Annotated in this window: 17 protein-coding genes and 1 tRNA gene; 5 read left to right on the top strand and 13 right to left on the bottom strand. The window is 54.8% G+C overall.

The window, feature by feature from the left end; all coding sequences use genetic code 11:
- Positions 1-80: 80 nt before the first annotated feature.
- Positions 81-1,304 (top strand): IS21 family transposase, encoded by a 1,224-nt coding sequence (gene istA / locus IRT44_RS10605; protein WP_008409807.1) that lies wholly within the window; start codon positions 81-83, stop codon positions 1,302-1,304.
- Positions 1,301-2,068 carry an IS21-like element helper ATPase IstB gene (istB, locus tag IRT44_RS10600; protein ID WP_008409491.1) on the top strand — a complete coding sequence of 256 codons (768 nt, stop codon included), beginning with the start codon at positions 1,301-1,303 and terminating at the stop codon, positions 2,066-2,068. Before istA ends, istB begins: the two co-directional genes overlap by 4 nt.
- A gap of 329 nt (positions 2,069-2,397) precedes the next feature.
- Here istB and IRT44_RS19475 read toward each other — a convergent pair whose 3' ends face one another.
- The 3 genes from IRT44_RS19475 to IRT44_RS10590 form a co-directional block, all read right to left on the bottom strand.
- Positions 2,398-2,658, bottom strand: a complete 261-nt coding sequence (locus IRT44_RS19475) for a VanZ family protein (RefSeq protein ID WP_409978417.1) — start codon at positions 2,656-2,658, stop codon at positions 2,398-2,400.
- Between the two features lie 175 nt (positions 2,659-2,833).
- Positions 2,834-3,466, bottom strand: coding sequence for a hypothetical protein (locus tag IRT44_RS10595; protein WP_171566694.1), 633 nt, complete (start codon positions 3,464-3,466; stop codon positions 2,834-2,836).
- 350 nt (positions 3,467-3,816) lie between these two features.
- Positions 3,817-3,892: transfer RNA gene (locus tag IRT44_RS10590), tRNA-Ala, on the bottom strand.
- Between the two features lie 296 nt (positions 3,893-4,188).
- Here IRT44_RS10590 and IRT44_RS10585 point away from each other — a divergent pair.
- Entirely contained in the window at positions 4,189-4,821 is a 633-nt protein-coding gene (locus IRT44_RS10585; protein ID WP_171566695.1) for a YdcF family protein, read from the top strand.
- Here IRT44_RS10585 and dnaI read toward each other — a convergent pair.
- The 3 genes from dnaI to nrdR all read right to left on the bottom strand — a co-directional run bounded on the left by dnaI (position 4,803) and on the right by nrdR (position 7,839).
- Positions 4,803-5,741 carry a primosomal protein DnaI gene (gene dnaI / locus IRT44_RS10580; protein WP_171566696.1) on the bottom strand — a complete coding sequence of 313 codons (939 nt, stop codon included), beginning with the start codon at positions 5,739-5,741 and terminating at the stop codon, positions 4,803-4,805. The genes IRT44_RS10585 and dnaI overlap by 19 nt on opposite strands.
- Before the next feature lie 6 nt (positions 5,742-5,747).
- Positions 5,748-7,199, bottom strand: coding sequence for a replication initiation and membrane attachment family protein (locus tag IRT44_RS10575; protein ID WP_171566697.1), 1,452 nt, complete (start codon positions 7,197-7,199; stop codon positions 5,748-5,750).
- 163 nt (positions 7,200-7,362) lie between these two features.
- On the bottom strand, positions 7,363-7,839 hold the full coding sequence (gene nrdR, locus IRT44_RS10570) for a transcriptional regulator NrdR (RefSeq protein WP_171566698.1): 477 nt from the start codon (positions 7,837-7,839) through the stop codon (positions 7,363-7,365).
- A 138-nt stretch (positions 7,840-7,977) separates the two neighbouring features.
- Here nrdR and IRT44_RS10565 point away from each other — a divergent pair, with 138 nt between their 5' ends.
- Complete coding sequence (locus tag IRT44_RS10565) at positions 7,978-9,108, top strand: HD-GYP domain-containing protein (RefSeq protein WP_171566699.1); 1,131 nt, start codon at positions 7,978-7,980, stop codon at positions 9,106-9,108.
- A 91-nt stretch (positions 9,109-9,199) separates the two neighbouring features.
- On the opposite strand, the gene IRT44_RS10560 is transcribed toward IRT44_RS10565, so the two are convergent.
- The 6 genes from IRT44_RS10560 to polA form a co-directional block, all read right to left on the bottom strand.
- The gene (locus IRT44_RS10560; RefSeq protein ID WP_230076638.1) at positions 9,200-10,108 is read right to left on the bottom strand and encodes a sigma-E factor regulatory protein RseB domain-containing protein; all 909 of its coding nucleotides are present in this window, start codon (positions 10,106-10,108) and stop codon (positions 9,200-9,202) included.
- A gap of 288 nt (positions 10,109-10,396) precedes the next feature.
- The gene (locus IRT44_RS10555) at positions 10,397-11,443 is read right to left on the bottom strand and encodes a glyceraldehyde-3-phosphate dehydrogenase (RefSeq protein WP_212133732.1); all 1,047 of its coding nucleotides are present in this window, start codon (positions 11,441-11,443) and stop codon (positions 10,397-10,399) included.
- A 575-nt stretch (positions 11,444-12,018) separates the two neighbouring features.
- Positions 12,019-12,582 (bottom strand): lytic transglycosylase domain-containing protein, encoded by a 564-nt coding sequence (locus IRT44_RS10550; RefSeq protein WP_212132262.1) that lies wholly within the window; start codon positions 12,580-12,582, stop codon positions 12,019-12,021.
- Positions 12,579-13,181, bottom strand: a complete 603-nt coding sequence (gene coaE, locus IRT44_RS10545) for a dephospho-CoA kinase (RefSeq protein WP_171565720.1) — start codon at positions 13,179-13,181, stop codon at positions 12,579-12,581. Before coaE ends, IRT44_RS10550 begins: the two co-directional genes overlap by 4 nt.
- On the bottom strand, positions 13,178-14,038 hold the full coding sequence (gene mutM / locus IRT44_RS10540; RefSeq protein ID WP_171565721.1) for a DNA-formamidopyrimidine glycosylase: 861 nt from the start codon (positions 14,036-14,038) through the stop codon (positions 13,178-13,180). The genes coaE and mutM overlap by 4 nt, the downstream gene beginning before the upstream one ends.
- A gap of 39 nt (positions 14,039-14,077) precedes the next feature.
- Complete coding sequence (gene polA / locus IRT44_RS10535; RefSeq protein ID WP_230077876.1) at positions 14,078-16,729, bottom strand: DNA polymerase I; 2,652 nt, start codon at positions 16,727-16,729, stop codon at positions 14,078-14,080.
- Positions 16,730-16,882: 153 nt separating this feature from the next.
- On the opposite strand from polA, the gene IRT44_RS10530 reads away from it, so the two are divergent.
- Positions 16,883-17,668: a divergent polysaccharide deacetylase family protein gene (locus IRT44_RS10530; protein ID WP_212132264.1), complete on the top strand. Its 786-nt coding sequence runs from the start codon at positions 16,883-16,885 to the stop codon at positions 17,666-17,668.
- Here the strand turns inward: IRT44_RS10530 and IRT44_RS10525 are convergent.
- Complete coding sequence (locus IRT44_RS10525) at positions 17,658-17,813, bottom strand: hypothetical protein (protein WP_171565723.1); 156 nt, start codon at positions 17,811-17,813, stop codon at positions 17,658-17,660. The genes IRT44_RS10530 and IRT44_RS10525 overlap by 11 nt on opposite strands.
- Positions 17,814-17,872 lie beyond the last annotated feature (59 nt).

The raw sequence follows: 17,872 nt of genomic DNA, 5'->3' as shown, positions 1-17,872 counted from the left end.
GCCGGAAAGAAAATGACCCACCCATAGCGAATATATCCCCTTCGTAATTAACGGCCAAGTTAATCTTCGGAGGGAGACACATGCTAAGGAGTGGGATAGTGATATCGTTACATACCATGAGGGCAGAAGGCAAGAGTATTCGTGAAATTGCCCGTCTAACGGGGCATTCTCGAAATACAGTTCGCCGATATCTCCGGGGTGAATTCTCCCCCGAAAAGGGAACCCGTAAATCTCGTGGTTCCAAGCTTGATCCGTATAAACCGTTCCTGCAGGAACGTCTTCAAGAAGGTATCTATAACTGCGAGGTTTTATTCGATCTTCTACGAGAAAAGGGGTATACCGGGGGACGTACCATCTTGAAAGACTATGTGAAGGACTTCCGTCCTCCCAAACAAGTTCCCGCTGTTCTTCGTTACGAGACGAAACCTGGTGAATATGCACAGGTCGACTGGGGACTGTGTGATTACGTAGATTTGGACGGTACAGTCCGAAAAGTGCCGGTATTTGTCATGGTATTGGGGTACTCTCGTTCCACCTATATAGAGTTCACTAAGCGTTGTGACATTCACAGCTTTCTTCGTTGCTTGATTCATGCTTTTGAATATTTTGGGGGCATCCCAAAGGTAATGCTGACCGACCAGATGAAAACCGTCGTACTGGGCATGGGAGATGATCGAAAACCTCGCTGGCATCCGCTTTTTGCCGACTTTGCTGCAGCGATTGGGCTTGTTCCAAAAGTATGCAAAGTTCGACGCCCCGAAACAAAGGGAAAAGTGGAACGAGGCGTTCAATACGTAAAAAACAACTTTCTTCCTGGCAAACGCTTCGTTGATTTACAGGATCTCAATCAACAAGCCCTACACTGGTGCGAGCGGATTAACCGCCGTATTCATGGAACAACCGGCGAACGTCCCATCGACCGACTCCGTGAGGAAAATCTGTCGCCTATCCCTTCAGCTGAACGATGGGAAAAATACTTGCATGAACCGAGACAGGTCAGCCGAGACGGATTTGTTAGCTACGATGGTGTACGATATGGGGTTCCATGGAGGTACAGTGGACGTGAGGGTACCGTGCGAGAAGTGAATGGGTGGGTGGAAATCTGGGCCGACGGCACATGTATTGCTCGACACCAAAAGGTCTATCGATCCCGTGCAACTGTTTTTTGTGAAAACCAGTATGCAGGTCTTACGACTGCTCAAGGATATGCCTATCCACGTCCGCAAGCCCGACAGATTTCATCGCAGCAAGTGGAAGTGCGTTCGCTGGATGTCTATGAGCAGCTGACGGGGGTGGGAGCATGATTGAACTGGAACAGGCACGGCTACGTCTTGAGGAACTTGGGCTTCAGCAAGCGGCTCTACTCTTGGATGCCCATTTGGAAGCGGCAAGTCATGGACAGCCCACCTATCTGTCCTTTCTCAACATGCTTCTAGATGCAGAGATAGCGGAACGTCAAAAACGGAATATGGAGGTACGCACCAAACTCGCACACTTGCCTTACCGAAAAACGCTGGAGGAGTTCGATTTTGCTTTCCAACCCAGCATTGACGAACGGTTGATTCGAGAGCTGGCCACGATGACTTTTGTAACCCGACACGAGAATGTCTTGTTCTTAGGGCCTCCCGGAGTAGGAAAAAGTCATCTGGCGGTGGCGTTGGCTGTAGAAGCCATCTCGCAAGGGATATCCGTTTACTTTGTCAGTCTCTCGCAACTCATCGAAGATCTGCGAAAAGCTTACACGGAAAACAGGCTGGATAAACGCCTACGCATCTATATTCGACCAAAGCTCCTGATTATTGACGAAATTGGTTACTTACCGTTTGACAGTTTGGCAGCTAACCTCTTTTTCCAGGTAGTAAGTGCAAGATACGAGAGAGGGAGTATTCTGTTGACCAGCAACAAGAGTTTCGGTGAATGGGGGGAACTGATGGGCGATCCGATACTTGCTACGGCTATCCTGGATCGGCTCTTACACCATTCCCACATCGTCAATATTAGGGGGAATAGTTACCGACTTCGTGAGAAGATGAGGACTGGAGCCTACGGCTCCCCCTCTACCACCTAACCAACAAAAAATCGCCGGGTGGGTCAATTCTAAACCGGCGATGGTGGGTCAAAATAAAGTCGGCGTTGACATTATCTCTATGTCTTTTCCACCGAATACAAGCGCCCGCTTGACAGCACAATTACGCCGCAATTTACACACACAGCCACAATGTATAAATTTAATGGCACATTGTTTGAGTCTGCTGAATAAAAAACAATGAAAAAAGCCCAAGAATGCGGAAATACCAACATTCTTGGGTTTATTAAATTCAACTTTTTCTCGGAAATTCGCAGTTTTCGGGGATGGCCACGTGTAATCGCACTCTTTTGTACGTTTTCATAGAGTTGTTAATTTCGAAATTCAAGTTTGCTATGATTCCTGGTTAAGATTCTAAGCCCACCATATATAAGATATCCAATTATACAACCTGTCATATTCAACATGATATCATCAACATCAAAAAAACCCAACATTGTAACAAATTGAAAAACCTCAATTCCAATTACACTGATGAAACAGATCAACAACGTCTTGGAAACTTTCCGGAACTTTGTAAAAATAGCAGGGATTAAGAACCCTAATGGACAGAACGCAATAATATTCCCCAAAATATTTCTGTAGGCAAAGTGTTCCCTCCGGTGTCATTTTTGCTTTCCATGCTTGCGAGACTTGGAGCGACATTGATCTTTTTCCTGTTTCCTAATACCAAAAACAATAAGGAAAGGTAAACATGGTATCCACCTTTCCTTATTTATTAAATAATCAAATACATTTTGTAAATTATCAGCTAACCCCACCAGTCGCACTGCAATAAAATTCTACAGTTATATTGTGATTTGAAGTAATGCCATTCAGGGTTAATTTTCCCCCAACAGTAATCTCATAAGTACGACCGCCATCGATTAGTCTCGGCACATACCCTGTTTGTGTCCAAGTTCCTTTTGATGCTTTCGAGGTGATAGAATTAATTCCAGCAAACACTTGTCTATTCGCATAAGGATTATATTCTGTTTCAAACGAACCCGTAATGCTTATCGTTACAGCCGTACCGTTAGCATCAATCGTTGCTGATTTCGTTTTTGAAACAGCTTGAACACCAAGGGATGGTCCTTCAGCGGGCACAGATTCAGTTATCGTTACAGTTGGATTTGCCCTCGCAATTGCTAATTTTCGAAATTCATCGGGTTCAACCCAATCTTCCTCAGAAAACTTATGCAAAGGTACAACTTCCAAATTTGCATTAGGATACTCCGCATTTACCTCTTTGACGATTTCAACATATTGCTTGTGATACGCTTCTTTTTGTTTTTGTGTCAATTCTGAAGAATAAGCGGATACCCCTCCGCCTGCCCCAAATACGAGTATTAATGCAAGTAGAGATGATACGAAGTTTGACACCTTACCAAACGATTTCATATTATCCCTCCTTTGTTAACACACTTCCAAATCATAGCGGAAATTGTAATATATTTCAAGTGCTTACAGAAAATTATTTGCATATTTCTATTCATGCACGCTGAAAGGTGTCTGTTGATGCCAGAAAGATATTGCCATTCGACTAGGGATTGCAAAGAATTTTGAGCAAATATGCATTCAAAGGGGTGCTTCCTGGTCCATTGCAGCTTCGTAACTGCTTGACATTCCTTTGAGGACTGTCTGTTTCGCTTCTTTTGCTCGATCTAATACGAATTATTGACATCCTCAATCTCCCAACTCCCCTGGAAATAACAAAAACCCTTGGTTTCCCAAGGGTTTCCTTCATCGTATGGTGGAGCATAGCGGGTTCGAACCGCTGACCTCTACACTGCCAGTGTAGCGCTCTCCCAGCTGAGCTAATGCCCCGTATCTCGTTGTTTTCTTTGGAACATCTCGTTCCTTACCACGAGATTGATTATAGCACATGCTGTCTTCAAAGATCAATAGGATTTTAAAAAAATTTTTCACCCTGACGAAACGCACTGCCCTGCATGCACCCACCAAGCGTAACGGACGGGCCATCTCTTCCGTATATGTACATAGGAACACACTCGGCTGACTGCTGCACGGCATACGCACACCGACCGAGAACACGATGGACAAGCGGATTGCGAACAGATCATCCGAAACGCTCACAAATCCTTGGCAACCGGAGGATACTCATGATACCGACATCATCCATCCCAATCGTACACCCCTGGAAAAAACACCTGCGCATCTGGGCAGCCGTCTGCCTGGCGGCGGCCGCGCTGTGGGCGGGTTACGTTTTGTGGCGGATCGATCAGACGAGCCGCAGCGCTGCACCGCAAAAAGCGGACGTGGCCATCGTGCTGGGAGCGGCCGTGTGGGGAGACCAGCCCAGTCCGGGGCTGCGGGAGCGGCTGGATTTGGCACTGCAGTTATACCGGGAAGGATACGTGCCCACCCTGATCGTCTCGGGCGGACTGGGTGACGGCAAAGGCGTGACAGAGGCTCAGGTCATGCGCAATTACCTGGTGGAGCAGGGCGTGCCGGCCGACCGCATCCTGATGGAATCCGAGGCGACCAACACGTATGAAAACCTGCTGTTCAGCCGGCAGATCATGCAGCAAAACGGCCTGCACAACGCGCTCGTCGTCAGCCACGACTATCACCTCGCCCGGGCGATGGACATGACGCGAGCGCTGGGCATATCCGCCCACCCCGTCGGGACGAAGTCCAACGTGATGTACAGGCCGTATCACTTGGTGCGAGAGGTGCTGGCGTACACCAAATGGCGGCTTACGTATCTGGGGAGTCAGCTTTCGATGCGCTGATTCTTGCGCATGATCAAATACACGTCCACGTAATGGCGGATCCGCTCCATGATGCGGGCCGCCTTTGTTCGTTCAATCCGGTTGCCGTTGGAGATGGAAAGATGCTCCTCCAATTCCTCCAGCGAGTAGTTGGAGGTGAACAGCGTCGGCAGGTGGTTGTTGACACGCTGGTTGAGGATGACGCCCAGCACTTCATCGCGCACCCAGGGGGTGAGGTTTTCGGCGCCGATGTCGTCCAGGATGAGCACGGGCACCTCCTTTAAAAGCTCCAGCTTGCCGGCGTATGACTGATCGGACAGCGAATCCTTCATCTCACGGACAAAATCGGGCACGTACACCATGAGCGAAGCGATGTTGCGCTCCGACAGCTCGCGGGCGATCGCCCCCATGATGTAGCTTTTGCCCACGCCAAACGGCCCGTGCAGATACAGTCCCTTTACCCGTTCGCCGCTGCCGACCGTCTGGCAAAACCGGATGGCCGCTGCCACAGCCGCCCTGTTTGCCTGGTCCAGTTCCAGCCGGTCAAAGCTGGCGGCCATCGTCTCCTCGGAGACGTAGTAGCTGCGCATCAAGCGGCGGCGGCGCATGTCTTCCTCATACGCCTGCTGCTTGTCGCAGGGAGAGATGGCGCTGACGATGGCCCCGTTTCTCACGCTGAGCTGGCTCCGGTGGCCCTTGACCAAGTTGGGGCACTGTTCCAGTCCCGGACAGTGCTCACACCAGTACTGCTCCTTTACCGCCGTGTAGACGCCGGACAGGGCCCGCAGGTAGTCGTCGCGGGACAAGTCTGGGTGTGCCTGTTGAAACGACTGCAAATAGGCGGAGGAGCGAAACATCTTGTCCAACTGCTGCTCCGGCGTCAGCAGGTGGCGCGGCGTCCGCTTGGCCAGTTCCTGCATGAATTGGCTGATCGATTCCATCCCTCATCACACTCCTCTCTGCCGTCTGCGCAGCGATTCCAACATGGTTTTCAACTCGGGATCGTCCTGGATGGACTGACCTTTGACCGTCTCCTGCGGTTCGCGCTCCTGAGAAAGCTGCCATTCCACGGAAGCAGGCAGCTTGTCCTGCAGGATGGGGCGACCGCTGCGGCGAACAGCGGTGTCTGTTTCCCGCTTCGGCCGCTTCGCCTTTTCCGTGTGCTGCGCCCGCTGGTCGGCGCGCTCCAGGATCTGCCGCACGGCTTCGTCCACGGTCGTGATCCGCTTCGCCTTCCAACTGTCGCGGATCGTCTCCATGTAGGCTTTGGGCAGTTCCATCTGCATGCTCTGCAGCGTGTGAAGCAGCAGCGCATTGGCCACCTCCACGGTCAGCCCGTCGCCAAACACCAGATTTTCCGCCCGTTCCAAAAAGACCCGGCTCACCCGGCCGCCTACCACCCGCTCCAACAGGGACAGGGGCGAGAGCTGCCGGCAGACGCGGGCAAACGCTTCGCTGCCCGGTTCCGGCAGGCGGCCAGGCCCCCACTCGTCATCGCCCGGGGCAGACGTCGCCGGTGTGCGGTGCAGCTTGTCGTCCGTGTAGCGCTGCACCAGCCGCTTGCGCAGGACATCCTTGTCCAGGCTGCCGTCCGGTTTGTACAGGGTCCAGTCGCGCAGTTCCTGCCCCAATCCCCAACTGTCCAGTTGATAAAAGTGGAACAGCTTGTACAAAAACTCCACGCTGTCTCCGGAAAAAACCTTGTCCGGGGAGGCGTTGTCCGGCAGGTAGTGGCGCAGTGAGGAAGCGCTGAGCCGGTGGTGGACCGCTGCTTCAACATCCGACTTCATCGGAGCCGCCGGATAGCGGGTCTCCATCTGCGCGAGAAACTGTTCCCGCTCCGATCCTTTGTGCACTTCCAACTCGGACGGTTTTAACGATTGAAACACTTCGTAAAAATCCTTGGTCACCGTCTCCGCCACCGGGTACTCCTGTTCCAGAGCGGCTCCCAGCGGGTCGGCGTACCGCTGCCGCAGCTGCCGGAAGCGGACGTTTTCGATTTTGTTCAATAGCATCACGGACAGCACGTAGTCGGCAAAAAACTCGTTTGGCGTCAGCGGCGGTTTTACCAGGTATTCGTAAAAATAGTCCCGCTGCTGATTCTCCCGCCTGCGAACAGCCAAAAGGCCCAGTGCCTCCAGCCGCTCCCGCGCCGCCAGCAAGCGGTCTAGCGAGAGATCGGTCATCAGCATCAGGCTGCGATGCGTGCTCTCCACCGCCGCTCCGTTCGCCTCCTGCACCTCGTGCACCAGCAGTTGGTAGAGAGAAAACGACTCCACACCGATGATCGGCAGGTAGAGCTGGGTGACGAAGCCCATTTCGGCAAAGCTGAGCGGACGTGCCAGCCGCACCAGATATCGATCTTTCGGCAGTAATTCGTTCCACACGAGACGAGGCATTGATCCTTTTCCTTCCTGACTAGTCTGGTTTCCCTATTATATCATGTCCGGCCGGTGATAGATACGACAGCGGAATGAAGGGGAAAAAAGGCAGCAGGAAAGACGCTCTTGCACATCGCAAGGGCGTCTACCCGATTGATTATAGGTTTCCCACTCCGCTGCCTTACTCCGCCTGCCCCGTTTTGCGCGCCTGGGACAGCAGTTCTTCCAGTTCCTTCATAAACACGTTGATGTCCTTGAACTGACGGTAAACGGAAGCGAATCGGACATAGGCCACTTCGTCGACGTGGTACAGCCGCTCCATCACTTTTTCCCCGACGTCCTTGCTGGGGATTTCCGACAGGCCGCTGCTGCGCAGTTCCTTTTCGATCTCGTTGACGACATTCTCCAACACTTCCAGCGGCACCGGCCGCTTTTCACAGGCCCGCACCAGGCCGCGAAGCACCTTTTCCCGGCTAAATTCTTCACGGGTGCCGTCTTTTTTAATAATCAACAGCGGCGTCTCCTCGACCACCTCAAACGTGGTAAAGCGGCGTTCACATTTTTCACATTCGCGCCGGCGGCGAATGGATTTGTTATTGTTAAAAGGTCGGGAATCTAGTACCCTGGTCCCATTGTAATCGCAAAACGGACAGCGCATTGCGGAATCAACTCCAATTATGACGGTACTTTCATTCAGTGTCCCTCAATTTCCCGCCGGAAGTCAAGTCAATCCTTGTACCTATTTCACGTCTGAGCCAATTGGAGTAAAATTTAAGTACAAGTTGGAGGGATTCCTATGCGCTTAGTTTCAGTAAGACAAGCCCGCCCGGGGATGAAGGTGGGCCGTACGATCTTTACCGAAGATGGGAAAACGTTACTAGGGGTAGGCGTCACCCTTACGGAACGGCTGATTAATGGGCTGACCCGCGCCGGCATCGACTCGCTGTACGTAGAAGACGAGCGTACGGAAGACATCGTCGTGGAGGAGGTCATCCGGCCGGAAACCCGCCAGACTGCCGTTGAAGCGATTGTCAAAACTGTCAAGCAAATCACCAACTCGAACAAGCTGGCCCGAAAGGTTTCGCTCAACGAAATGGGGCTTCTCTTTCAGCAGGCATGCAATTCCATCTTGGACGACATGATGGGCAATCATCAGCTCTTGCTCCATCTGACCAGTATTTCTACCCATTCTCCCTCGCTCTACCATCACTCGGTCAACGTGGCGGTGCTGGCGGCAGCAGTCGGCATGTCGCTAGGCTACAGCCGCAGCCAACTGATGGATTTGAGCATCGGCGCGATGCTTCACGACATCGGCAAGGTGCAGCTGCCGCCGGAATTGTTGCAAAAGCAGGAGCGCTGGAACGACGAAGAGCAGGAGATCGCCAAGCAGCACACCATGCTGGGATTCAACCTCCTGCGCAAGCAGCATGACATCTCGCTGTTGTCCGCACACGTCTGCCTGCAGCACCACGAGCGGTTGGACGGCAGCGGCTACCCGCAGGGGTTGAAAGGCAAGAACATTCACGAGTACGCGCAGATCGTCGGCATCTGTGACGTCTACGATTCGCTCACGTCTCCACGCCCATGGCGCAAACGGTACATGCCGCAGGACGCGCTGGAATACCTCTTCGGAGCGGGTGGACACCTGTTTGAGCATCATCTGATCAAAGCCTTCAGCAAGCACATCGCCGTCTTCCCGATCGGCAGCAGCGTCGTGCTGAACACCGGCGAGGTGGGCGTCGTCTGCCGGGTCGACCCGGACTACTGCCACCGTCCCACTGTCCGCGTCTTGAAGGACGGCCGCGGCAACGACTTGCGTGTGCCCTACGAACTGGATCTGAAGTCGCAAATTAACCTGTTTATCGTCGGCTTTGAAGACGAAGAATTGTTCTCGCTCGAAGGGCTTGTGCAGCCCAGTGCGAATTGAGTCACATAATAACCCCGCCTGGCTGTGCCTGACACTGCGCCGGGCGGGGTCTTCTTCTTTCTTCCGACTTCGAAAGACAGGGCGTTTCACGCTACCTGGCTTCCTTGTCACTCGAATCCGCTCGTACCTCCCTCTTCTTGCTCAAATCAGGACTGATATCCATCCATCCCTTCGGCTCAATGATCTGAAACTTGGAAGTGTCAATCTCTTTGTCAATGGCCAGCCGAAGCACTTCGATCTGATTTGAGACGGTACCTTTATCATCGGTCTCAAGCAGTTTCAACAACACGCCCGTTTCCTGATCAACCCACATCTTGAATCTGCTGGCCTGGTGTTTTTCGGCCAGTATACCGGATAGTGTACCTTCCAGTACTACTGCCGTTCGATCCAGATATGGTTCCGTCCCCACCATTTTGTGCGGATGCCGATAAAGCCAAAAGCCGTAAGCCTGCGGAAAAATGACATCGTGAGCCTCATGTGCATAGGAGGGATCTTTTCTGTATTCATAGACAGGGATTCCCTCTTCATCGATATAGTAACGGGGGCCTTTCTGGATTTTGCTTTCCTTCGTCACCGTTTTTATTTTCTGCTGTTTGACAAATGCCTTTTCCTGTTCGTATAAATGGATCATGGTCTCGCCGTTTGAGATGTGCTCACTTTGCTTCCCTGTCACGTTGCTTTTTACCTTTACATAGCTTCCAGGTGTATCGCCCGCGGATACGTCAAATTCCACAACCTCATCGACGCCAAGCGGCTTTTGCATGATCCGGTACGTCCCTTGAATGGTCGTGTAATAATCAATGGCATTGAGCATTTTATCCCGAATCGCTTCAGCAGTGATCTGTTGACGTGCCGATTGCTTTTCTGCATGTTGCTGAACTGCCGCTTCATTTGAAGGCTGCGACAAAACCTTTCCTGCATCTCCACCAGCGCCATGGGCGACTGACGTGAGGAGTAAACAAATACCTGTGCAGCCTGCTATCATCATTTTTTTTGACATGATCTGCCCTCCTTGTCCCATACCTTCCACCTTTCACTCGCGGTGTATTGATTGACAGTCTCCACATATTCAGACGTGTATGGAGCCGCAGCGCTTCACTTTCATTTATTATGGCAAAAATTTCTTACACACAGGATGTCAGTTCCCATTTGTTGTTCACCAGCGGCGGTTTGCATCCGCCCTGCGAATGCTTGCTGGTTGGCGGATATGCGCGGCACGCGAAATCGCAAAAAACCCCCTGGACCACCGCAAGGGTCCCAGGGGGGTTGTTGCCTGTTTACGGGCAGGTTAGTTCGCGGCTACGGCTGCCGCCTCTTTTGTCCGGGCGCGGTTGGCATCCTCGGACACGTGACGCACCAGATCGACCACGCGGCAGGAGTAGCCCCACTCGTTGTCGTACCAGGCGATCACTTTTACCTGGTTGGTGCCCATTACCATCGTGGAGAGGCCGTCGATGATGGACGAGTGATCGTTGCCATTGAAGTCGCTGGAGACCAGCGGTTCATCGCAAAATTCGATGTAGCCCTTCATGCTGCCCTCGCTCGCTTCACGCAGCACGCGGTTTACCTCTTCCACGGTTACCGGCTTCTTGGTGTTGATGACCAGGTCGACGACGGAGACGTTCGGCGTCGGGACGCGCAGGGCGAAACCGTTCAACTTGCCGTTCAGCTCCGGCAGCACCTTGCCCACGGCACGGGCGGCACCGGTCGTGGTCGGAATGATCGACTCACCAGCAGCGCGTGCGCGGCGCAGGTCCTTGTGCGGGTTGTCGATGTTTACCTGGTCGTTGGTGATGGAGTGAACCGTCGTCATCAGGCCCTGTTCGATGCCAAACGCTTCATGCAGCACCTTGGCCACCGGCGCCAGGCAGTTGGTGGTGCAGGAGGCGTTGGAGATGATGTGATGCTTCTCGTGGTCGTAAATGTCTTCGTTGACGCCCATGACAATGGTCACATCTTCTTCCTTCGCCGGTGCAGTGATGACCACCTTTTTCGCGCCGCTTTTCAGGTGCTTGCCGGCGCCTTCGCGGTCCTTGAACTTGCCGGTGGCCTCCACGACGATCTCCACGCCCAGTTCGCCCCACGGCAGATTGAGCGGATCGCGGTCGGACAGCACGACAGTCGGCTTGCCGTCTACGATAATCTTGTTGTCCTGTACTTCTACTTTATGAGGAAAACGCCCGTGAATGGTGTCGTATTTCAACAGATGAGCGAGTGTTTCAGGGGGATAACTGGCATTGATCGCAACGATCTCAATGTTGGGGTCTTGAACGGCGCGGCGAAAAACCATTCGTCCGATACGTCCGAAACCATTAATACCGATTTTGATTGTCATAATAAGAAACCCCTTCCTGCATTAAGTTACGCTATTCCTTACTTTCATTATAATAAGTATGACACAATTATCAATGTGTTTTACTCAAAAAATAAATATTTGGACGATTTGTCATCCTGTTTTTGGCTCGGTTATGGAGGACGAGCAGCGGCGTGATCGCTGCAAGCACGACAAAAGCCGCTTTCCCCCAAAGGAGAAAGCAGCTCTGACTGAAGACAATATGTACTTCGTGATCAATGAGATTCCGCAAGGAAACCTTTCCATCATTGTCAGGCCGAAAGGCCTGCATATTAATCAACCGAAGGTGGAGATAAAGTTCGGGCATGGAGTGATGGGCCAAGCGAGCTCCTTTGACGACCGGCTCAGCGGAAAAGCGCAGACGCGGGGAAAAACAGGGGGCACAAGTCTCACTTCATTGAAATACCCAGATGTTTGCCCCCTGCCCGCGTCTCGTTTTGGAGCGGAAGCAATCAGCTTCTTTGCTGGTCGTCAAGAGAGCGAGCGGGCCCGATCACCCATGCGCCATGGACTTTGTCTACACGCTGAGCCGCTTTCCCCCAAAGGAGAAAGCGGCTTTACTGCATTTCTTTGGAATAGATGTTGCGGTATCGGTCGTGGTAGTAGAGCACCCGCTGTACGTACAGGCGCGTTTCGCTGAACGGGATGTCTCCGAGCGTATCTCGCTCTCCGTTCCACTGCTCGCGCGTGAGCCATGCGTTTACCTTGCCGGGACCGGCGTTATAGGCGGCAATGGTTTTGACCACGTCGCCCTGAAACCTCTGCTGCAAGTAGGACAGGTACCAGGTCCCGATGTGGATATTCATCTTGGGATCGTACAGGTAATCCTTTTGCTTTGGCTGAAAGCCCGCCTGTTCCACAATCCATTTGGCCGTGTCGGGCATGATCTGCATCAGCCCGATCGCTCCCTTTTTCGAGACGTTGTCCGGCTTGAAGCCGCTCTCCGAACGGATGATGGCCAAAATCAGGAAGGGGTCTACCTGGTAGCGACGGGACGCCTCCAGAATCTCGTTTTGATACTTGATCGGATACATCCACTTCCAGACCAAGGGGGAGTTGATCAGCAAAAAGACGCCCATCAGCACGATCAGGACGCCTGCGGCTCGCCTGCCTCGCTTCATCCCGACAGCTCCGTCTTCAATTCTGCCAGCAGGCGCTCCACCTGCCGTTCCGTCTCTTCCCGCGTCCCGGTGTTGTCGATCAGAAAATCGGCGAGCTGTTTTTTCTGCTCAATGGGCCACTGCGCCCTCAGCCGCTTGTGCGCCTGTTCCTCATCCAGCTCGTCCCGCTCCAACATCCGCGCCAACTGTACAGAGGCCGGCGCGTACACCACGACAATTTTATCCACCAGATGCTGCAACTTGCTCTCAAACAACAAGGGAATATCCATAAACACGATGTCAGCGCCGTTCCGTTCCGCTGCTTCCGCCTCTTCCCGCATCACCCGGCGGACTTCCGGGTGGACGATGGCGTTCAGCTTCTGCCGCTCCGCTTCGTCGGAAAAGACGATTTCCCCCAGCTTCTTGCGGTTGATCTGGCCGTCAGCCAGCAGGATGTCCCTGCCGAAGTGACGAACGATCGCCTCGTAGGCAGGTTTGCCTTTCTCCACAACTTCGCGGGCGATCTGGTCAGCGTCAATGACAGGAATGCCGCGCTCCCGCAGCATGGCCGTCACCGTACTTTTTCCCGTGGCGATGCCTCCTGTCAACCCTAGAATCATGCCCGTTTTCCTCCTCGTCTGATGGGCTTGCCAACTTTTTGACAGGCGGGACAGATGTGCGTCCCCCTGCCGCCGACCACGAACCGGACGATCTCCGTTCCACAGCGGGTACACGGCTGCCCTTTGCGTCCGTATACCAACAGCGACTGCTGAAACATGCCCATCTCGCCCTGGCCGTTGACGTACGACTTGATCGAACTGCCGCCCTGTGCCACCGCCTCTTTCAGCGTGGTAACGATGCTTTCGTGCAGCTTGGCCACCTGTTTGGCGGTCAGGCTGCCTGCCGGCAGTTCCGGGTGGATGCCTGCCCGAAAGAGGGATTCGTCCACATAAATATTCCCCAACCCGACAATACATTCCTGATTCAACAGCAGCGGCTTGATCTTGGTCGTCCGCCCCTTGAGCAGACGGCCCAGCACGTCCGGCGTAAAGCTGTCCTCCAGCGGTTCGACGCCCAGTTTGGCCAGCGGCCCTTCACTCGTTTCCATCCCAATCGGAAACAGATCCATCGTCCCGAACTGGCGAACATCCCGGTAGCGCAGTTCGGTGCCGTCGGTAAAATGGAAAATCACGTGCGTGTGCTTCTCCACCGGGTCCTCAGCCTGGTACAGGCCGTAGCGCCCCTCCATGCGCAGATGGGAGACAAGCACGTCCTTGTCCAGAAAAAACTGGATGAACTTGGCCCGCCGCTTGATCTCACGAATGGTCTGGCCGGCCAGCTGCGCCTTGAACGCTTCCACGTCGTCCGGGCGGCGCACAATCCGCGGCAGCGTCACGCTGACGCGTTCGATCGTCTTGCCCAACACGAGGGTGCGCAGGGTGCGGACGACCGTTTCCACCTCTGGCAGTTCCGGCATGGGTCTCCTCCTCTCGTTTCTCTCTTGATGCTGTTCCGGTTACTTCGCGTCGTACCAGGTGCGTCCGTAATGCACGTCCACTTTCAGCGGCACGTCCAACTTGAGCGCGTTTTCCATCACGTCCGGCACCAGCTTCTGCATGACGGCCAATTCCGCTTCCGGCACTTCGAAGACCAGTTCGTCGTGCACCTGCAGAAGCATCCGGCTCTTCAGGCCTTTTTCACGGATGCTCTCTTGCATCCGGATCATCGCCAGTTTGATGATGTCGGCGGCCGTTCCCTGGATTGGGGTGTTCATGGCCGTCCGCTCCGCAAACGAGCGCAAATTGAAATTGCTGCTCTTGATGTCCGGCAGGTAGCGGCGTCGGTGCAGGAGCGTGGTGACGTAGCCGTCCTGCTTCGCTTGCTTCACGATCTCTTCCATGTACCGTTTCACGCCGGAAAAGACGGCGAAGTAGCGTTCGATGAAGTCCGCTGCTTCCTTGCGCGTGATGTTCAGGTTTTGCGACAAGCCGTAGTCGCTGATCCCGTAGACGATGCCGAAGTTGACCGCCTTGGCCTGACGGCGCATCAGCGGCGTGACCTCCGCCTCGCTCACCCCAAACACGTCCATCGCCGTCCGCGTGTGAATGTCCATCCCCTTGCGGAAGGCGTCAATCAGGTTTTCATCCCCGGAGATGTGGGCGAGAACGCGCAGTTCGATCTGCGAGTAGTCGGCAGCCAGCATGTACCAACCTGCTTCGGAAGGAATGAACGCCTCGCGGATTTTCCGGCCTTCCTCCAGGCGGATGGGAATGTTTTGCAGGTTGGGCTCGGTGCTGGACAGGCGGCCGGTCGCCGTGGTGGCCTGGTTGAACCGCGTGTGAATCTTGCCCGTCTTGGCGTGAATCTCCTTGGTCAGCCCCTCGATGTACGTGGAGCGCAACTTGCCCAACTGGCGGAAGTGGAGAATTTCCCCGATGATCGGATGGTACGGCGCCAGCTTTTCCAATACGTCGGCACTGGTGGACGGGCCGGTCTTCGTCTTCTTCAGCACCGGCAGATCCAGTTTGTCGTACAGGATCTCCCCCAACTGCTTTGGCGAATTGATGTTGAACGGCGTCCCGGCCAGCTCGTGAATCTTTGCCGTCAACGTCTCCAACTGGCTGTCCAGCTCTTCGCCCATCTCCAACAGCCGCTCGCGGTTGATTTTGACTCCCTGCTTTTCCATCGCGGCCAGGACCAGACTGAGCGGCGCTTCCAGATCGGTGAGCAGTTCGTTCAGCTTGTGCTGCGCCAGCTCATCCCGCAGTTTTGGCACGCTCTGCCAGATCGCAGCCGCTTTGCGCGCCACGTGTTCGCTGAGGACGCTCGTCTCCGGCACCTGCCGCTTGGCTCCTTTGCCAAACACCTCATCGTCCGGCAGCACGCCTACCTCGGCGTACTGGGCCGCGACACCGTCGAGGGTGGGATTGCTCTCCGTCGCATTCAGCAGGTAGGAGGCCAGGTAGACGTCAAAGCCGATGCCGGCTGCCTCCATGCCGTGCCAGGACAGTCCCACCGTGTCCCGCTTGCCGTCAAACACCCATTTTTCCTTGGTGTCGTCGGCCAGCCATTCGCGAAATGCCTGCCACTCCACGGCCACGTCGTACGGCACGTAGAACGAGATGCCGTCTGCGGCCAGACCGAAGCCGAGGATCGGCGCATGGTGGTAGTTGTCTCCGTCCATCTCCACGTACAGCGCCATGGGCGACGTCAGTTTTTCGGCATAGCTGTCTGTTCTGCCGCCCTCCACTACCTCGAAGGAAAACGGCGCGCGCTCTTGTCCCGACTGGCCCCCATCTTTCGGGGCGGCCGTCTTTACCTTGGACAGCAGCGACTTGAACTCCATTTTTTTGAAAAACTCGGTGACAGCCGCCGCATCGTAGCCGGAATACACCGTCTGTTCCACGTCCAGATCGACGGGGGCGTCCCGCATGATGGTCGCCAGCGCCTTGCTCATCCTGGCCTGCTCCACGTTTTCACGCAGGTTTTCCTGCAGCTTTTTGCCGGAGATCCGGTCGATGTTCTCCAGCACCGCTTCCACCGATCCGTATTCGCGCAAAAGCTTCAGCGCAGTCTTTTCCCCCACGCCGGGCACGCCCGGGATGTTGTCCGAGGCATCGCCCATCAGCCCCTTCAGGTCGATGATCTGAAGCGGCTGCAACCCGTACTTGTCCGCGATCTCCTTGGGCGTATACAGCTCCATCTCACTTACGCCCTTGCGCGTCAACGCTACGGATACATTGTCGGAGACCAGCTGGAGCATGTCCTTGTCCCCGGTAATCACCGTCGTCTTCCAGCCCGATTCGTCCGCCCGCCGGGTGAGCGTCCCGATGATGTCATCCGCTTCGTATCCTTCCAGTTCAAAGCGCCGGATGGAAAATGCGTCCAGCAGCTCGCGAATCAGCGGAAACTGCTCCGACAGCTCCGGCGGCGTCTTGGCCCTGCCGCCCTTGTATTCGGCAAACTCGCTGTGGCGAAACACGACTTTGCTCGCGTCAAACGCGACCAGCATGTGCGTCGGCTGCATCTCTTCCAGCACCTTGAGCAGCATGGTGGTGAAGCCAAGCACCGCGTTGGTATGCAGTCCCGCCGACGTGGACAGCAGCGGGAGCGCGTAAAACGCCCGGTTGGCGATGCTGTTCCCGTCAATCAACACAAAGTGGCTCAACTCGTACGACTCCTCTCGTTCCATCACTATTCCTTCAGTTTACCACAGGGGCACACCCCTGGCAAAACAAGTCTCCATCAGCGGCAGGGCCTGCGGGTAAGCATTCCTCTGCTTGAACAAACTAGGAAAAAACAGCGGAAAGAAGGCGATCACATGCGCAAACGAACCTGGGGGGCAGCCCTGCTCGCCGCTTGTCTGTTCTCCTGCACGGCAGGGGCGCACGCCCTCGCTCCCGGTGCTACCCCGGCGAAAACGGCCGCCAAGAAAGTGGCAGTAGTCATTGACGACTTGGGAAACAACATGGCGGGCACGGACGACATTCTCAACCTGCCCGTTCCCCTGACGGTCGCGGTGATGCCGTTTTTGCCCAGCACCAAACGGGACGCGGAGCTGGCCCATCGAAAGGGACACGACGTGTTTGTCCACCTGCCGATGGAGCCGGTAAACGGAAAGCGTTCCTGGCTGGGACCCGGAGCGATCACCACTGACCTGAGCGACGAGGAGATTCGCGACCGCGTCCGCAAGGCGATTGACGATGTTCCGCACGCGATCGGTTTGAACAACCACATGGGCTCCAAGGCAACAGCCGACGAGCGCGTCATGCGGGCGGTGCTGAGCGTGTGCAAGGAACGCGGCATGATCTACCTGGACAGCAAAACGACCCATCGCAGTGTCGCAGCCAAAATTGCCAAGGAGCTGGGCGTGCCGTTTTTGGAAAACGAACTGTTTCTGGACTCCGTCTACACCGTCTCGCACATTACCCGCCAAATGGAAACGCTGTGCCAGCGCATGAAAGACCGCCCCGTCAATATCGCCATCGGCCATGTCGGGCCGCCCGGCAAGAAAACGGCCTCTGTTCTGCGCCAGTACATTCCGCGCATACAACAGGAGGCGGCGATTGTCACCGTCTCTGGGCTGTTGAACAGCGTTACGCCTTAGCCGTTTCCAACCGGCTGATCTCGTCGCTTGCGGCTGTTGGCCTCCGCTCATCGCCTTGCACCTCGCCGGTGAGCGGACGGTCTTCATCGCTTCCGGCGTTCTCCCAGGAGTTTGTTGGAGCGGCCAGGCGATCGGCAGGCCCCACGCTTTGTTCGTGGCCTCCCAATGTCTAGCGATTGTGAATGTTTCGATAGACCTGTAAAA

The sequence above is a fragment of the Brevibacillus sedimenti genome (assembly GCF_020923495.1).
Taxonomy (GTDB): Bacteria; Bacillota; Bacilli; order Brevibacillales; family Brevibacillaceae; genus Brevibacillus; species Brevibacillus aydinogluensis.
This window is presented reverse-complemented; position numbering and strand designations above follow the sequence as displayed.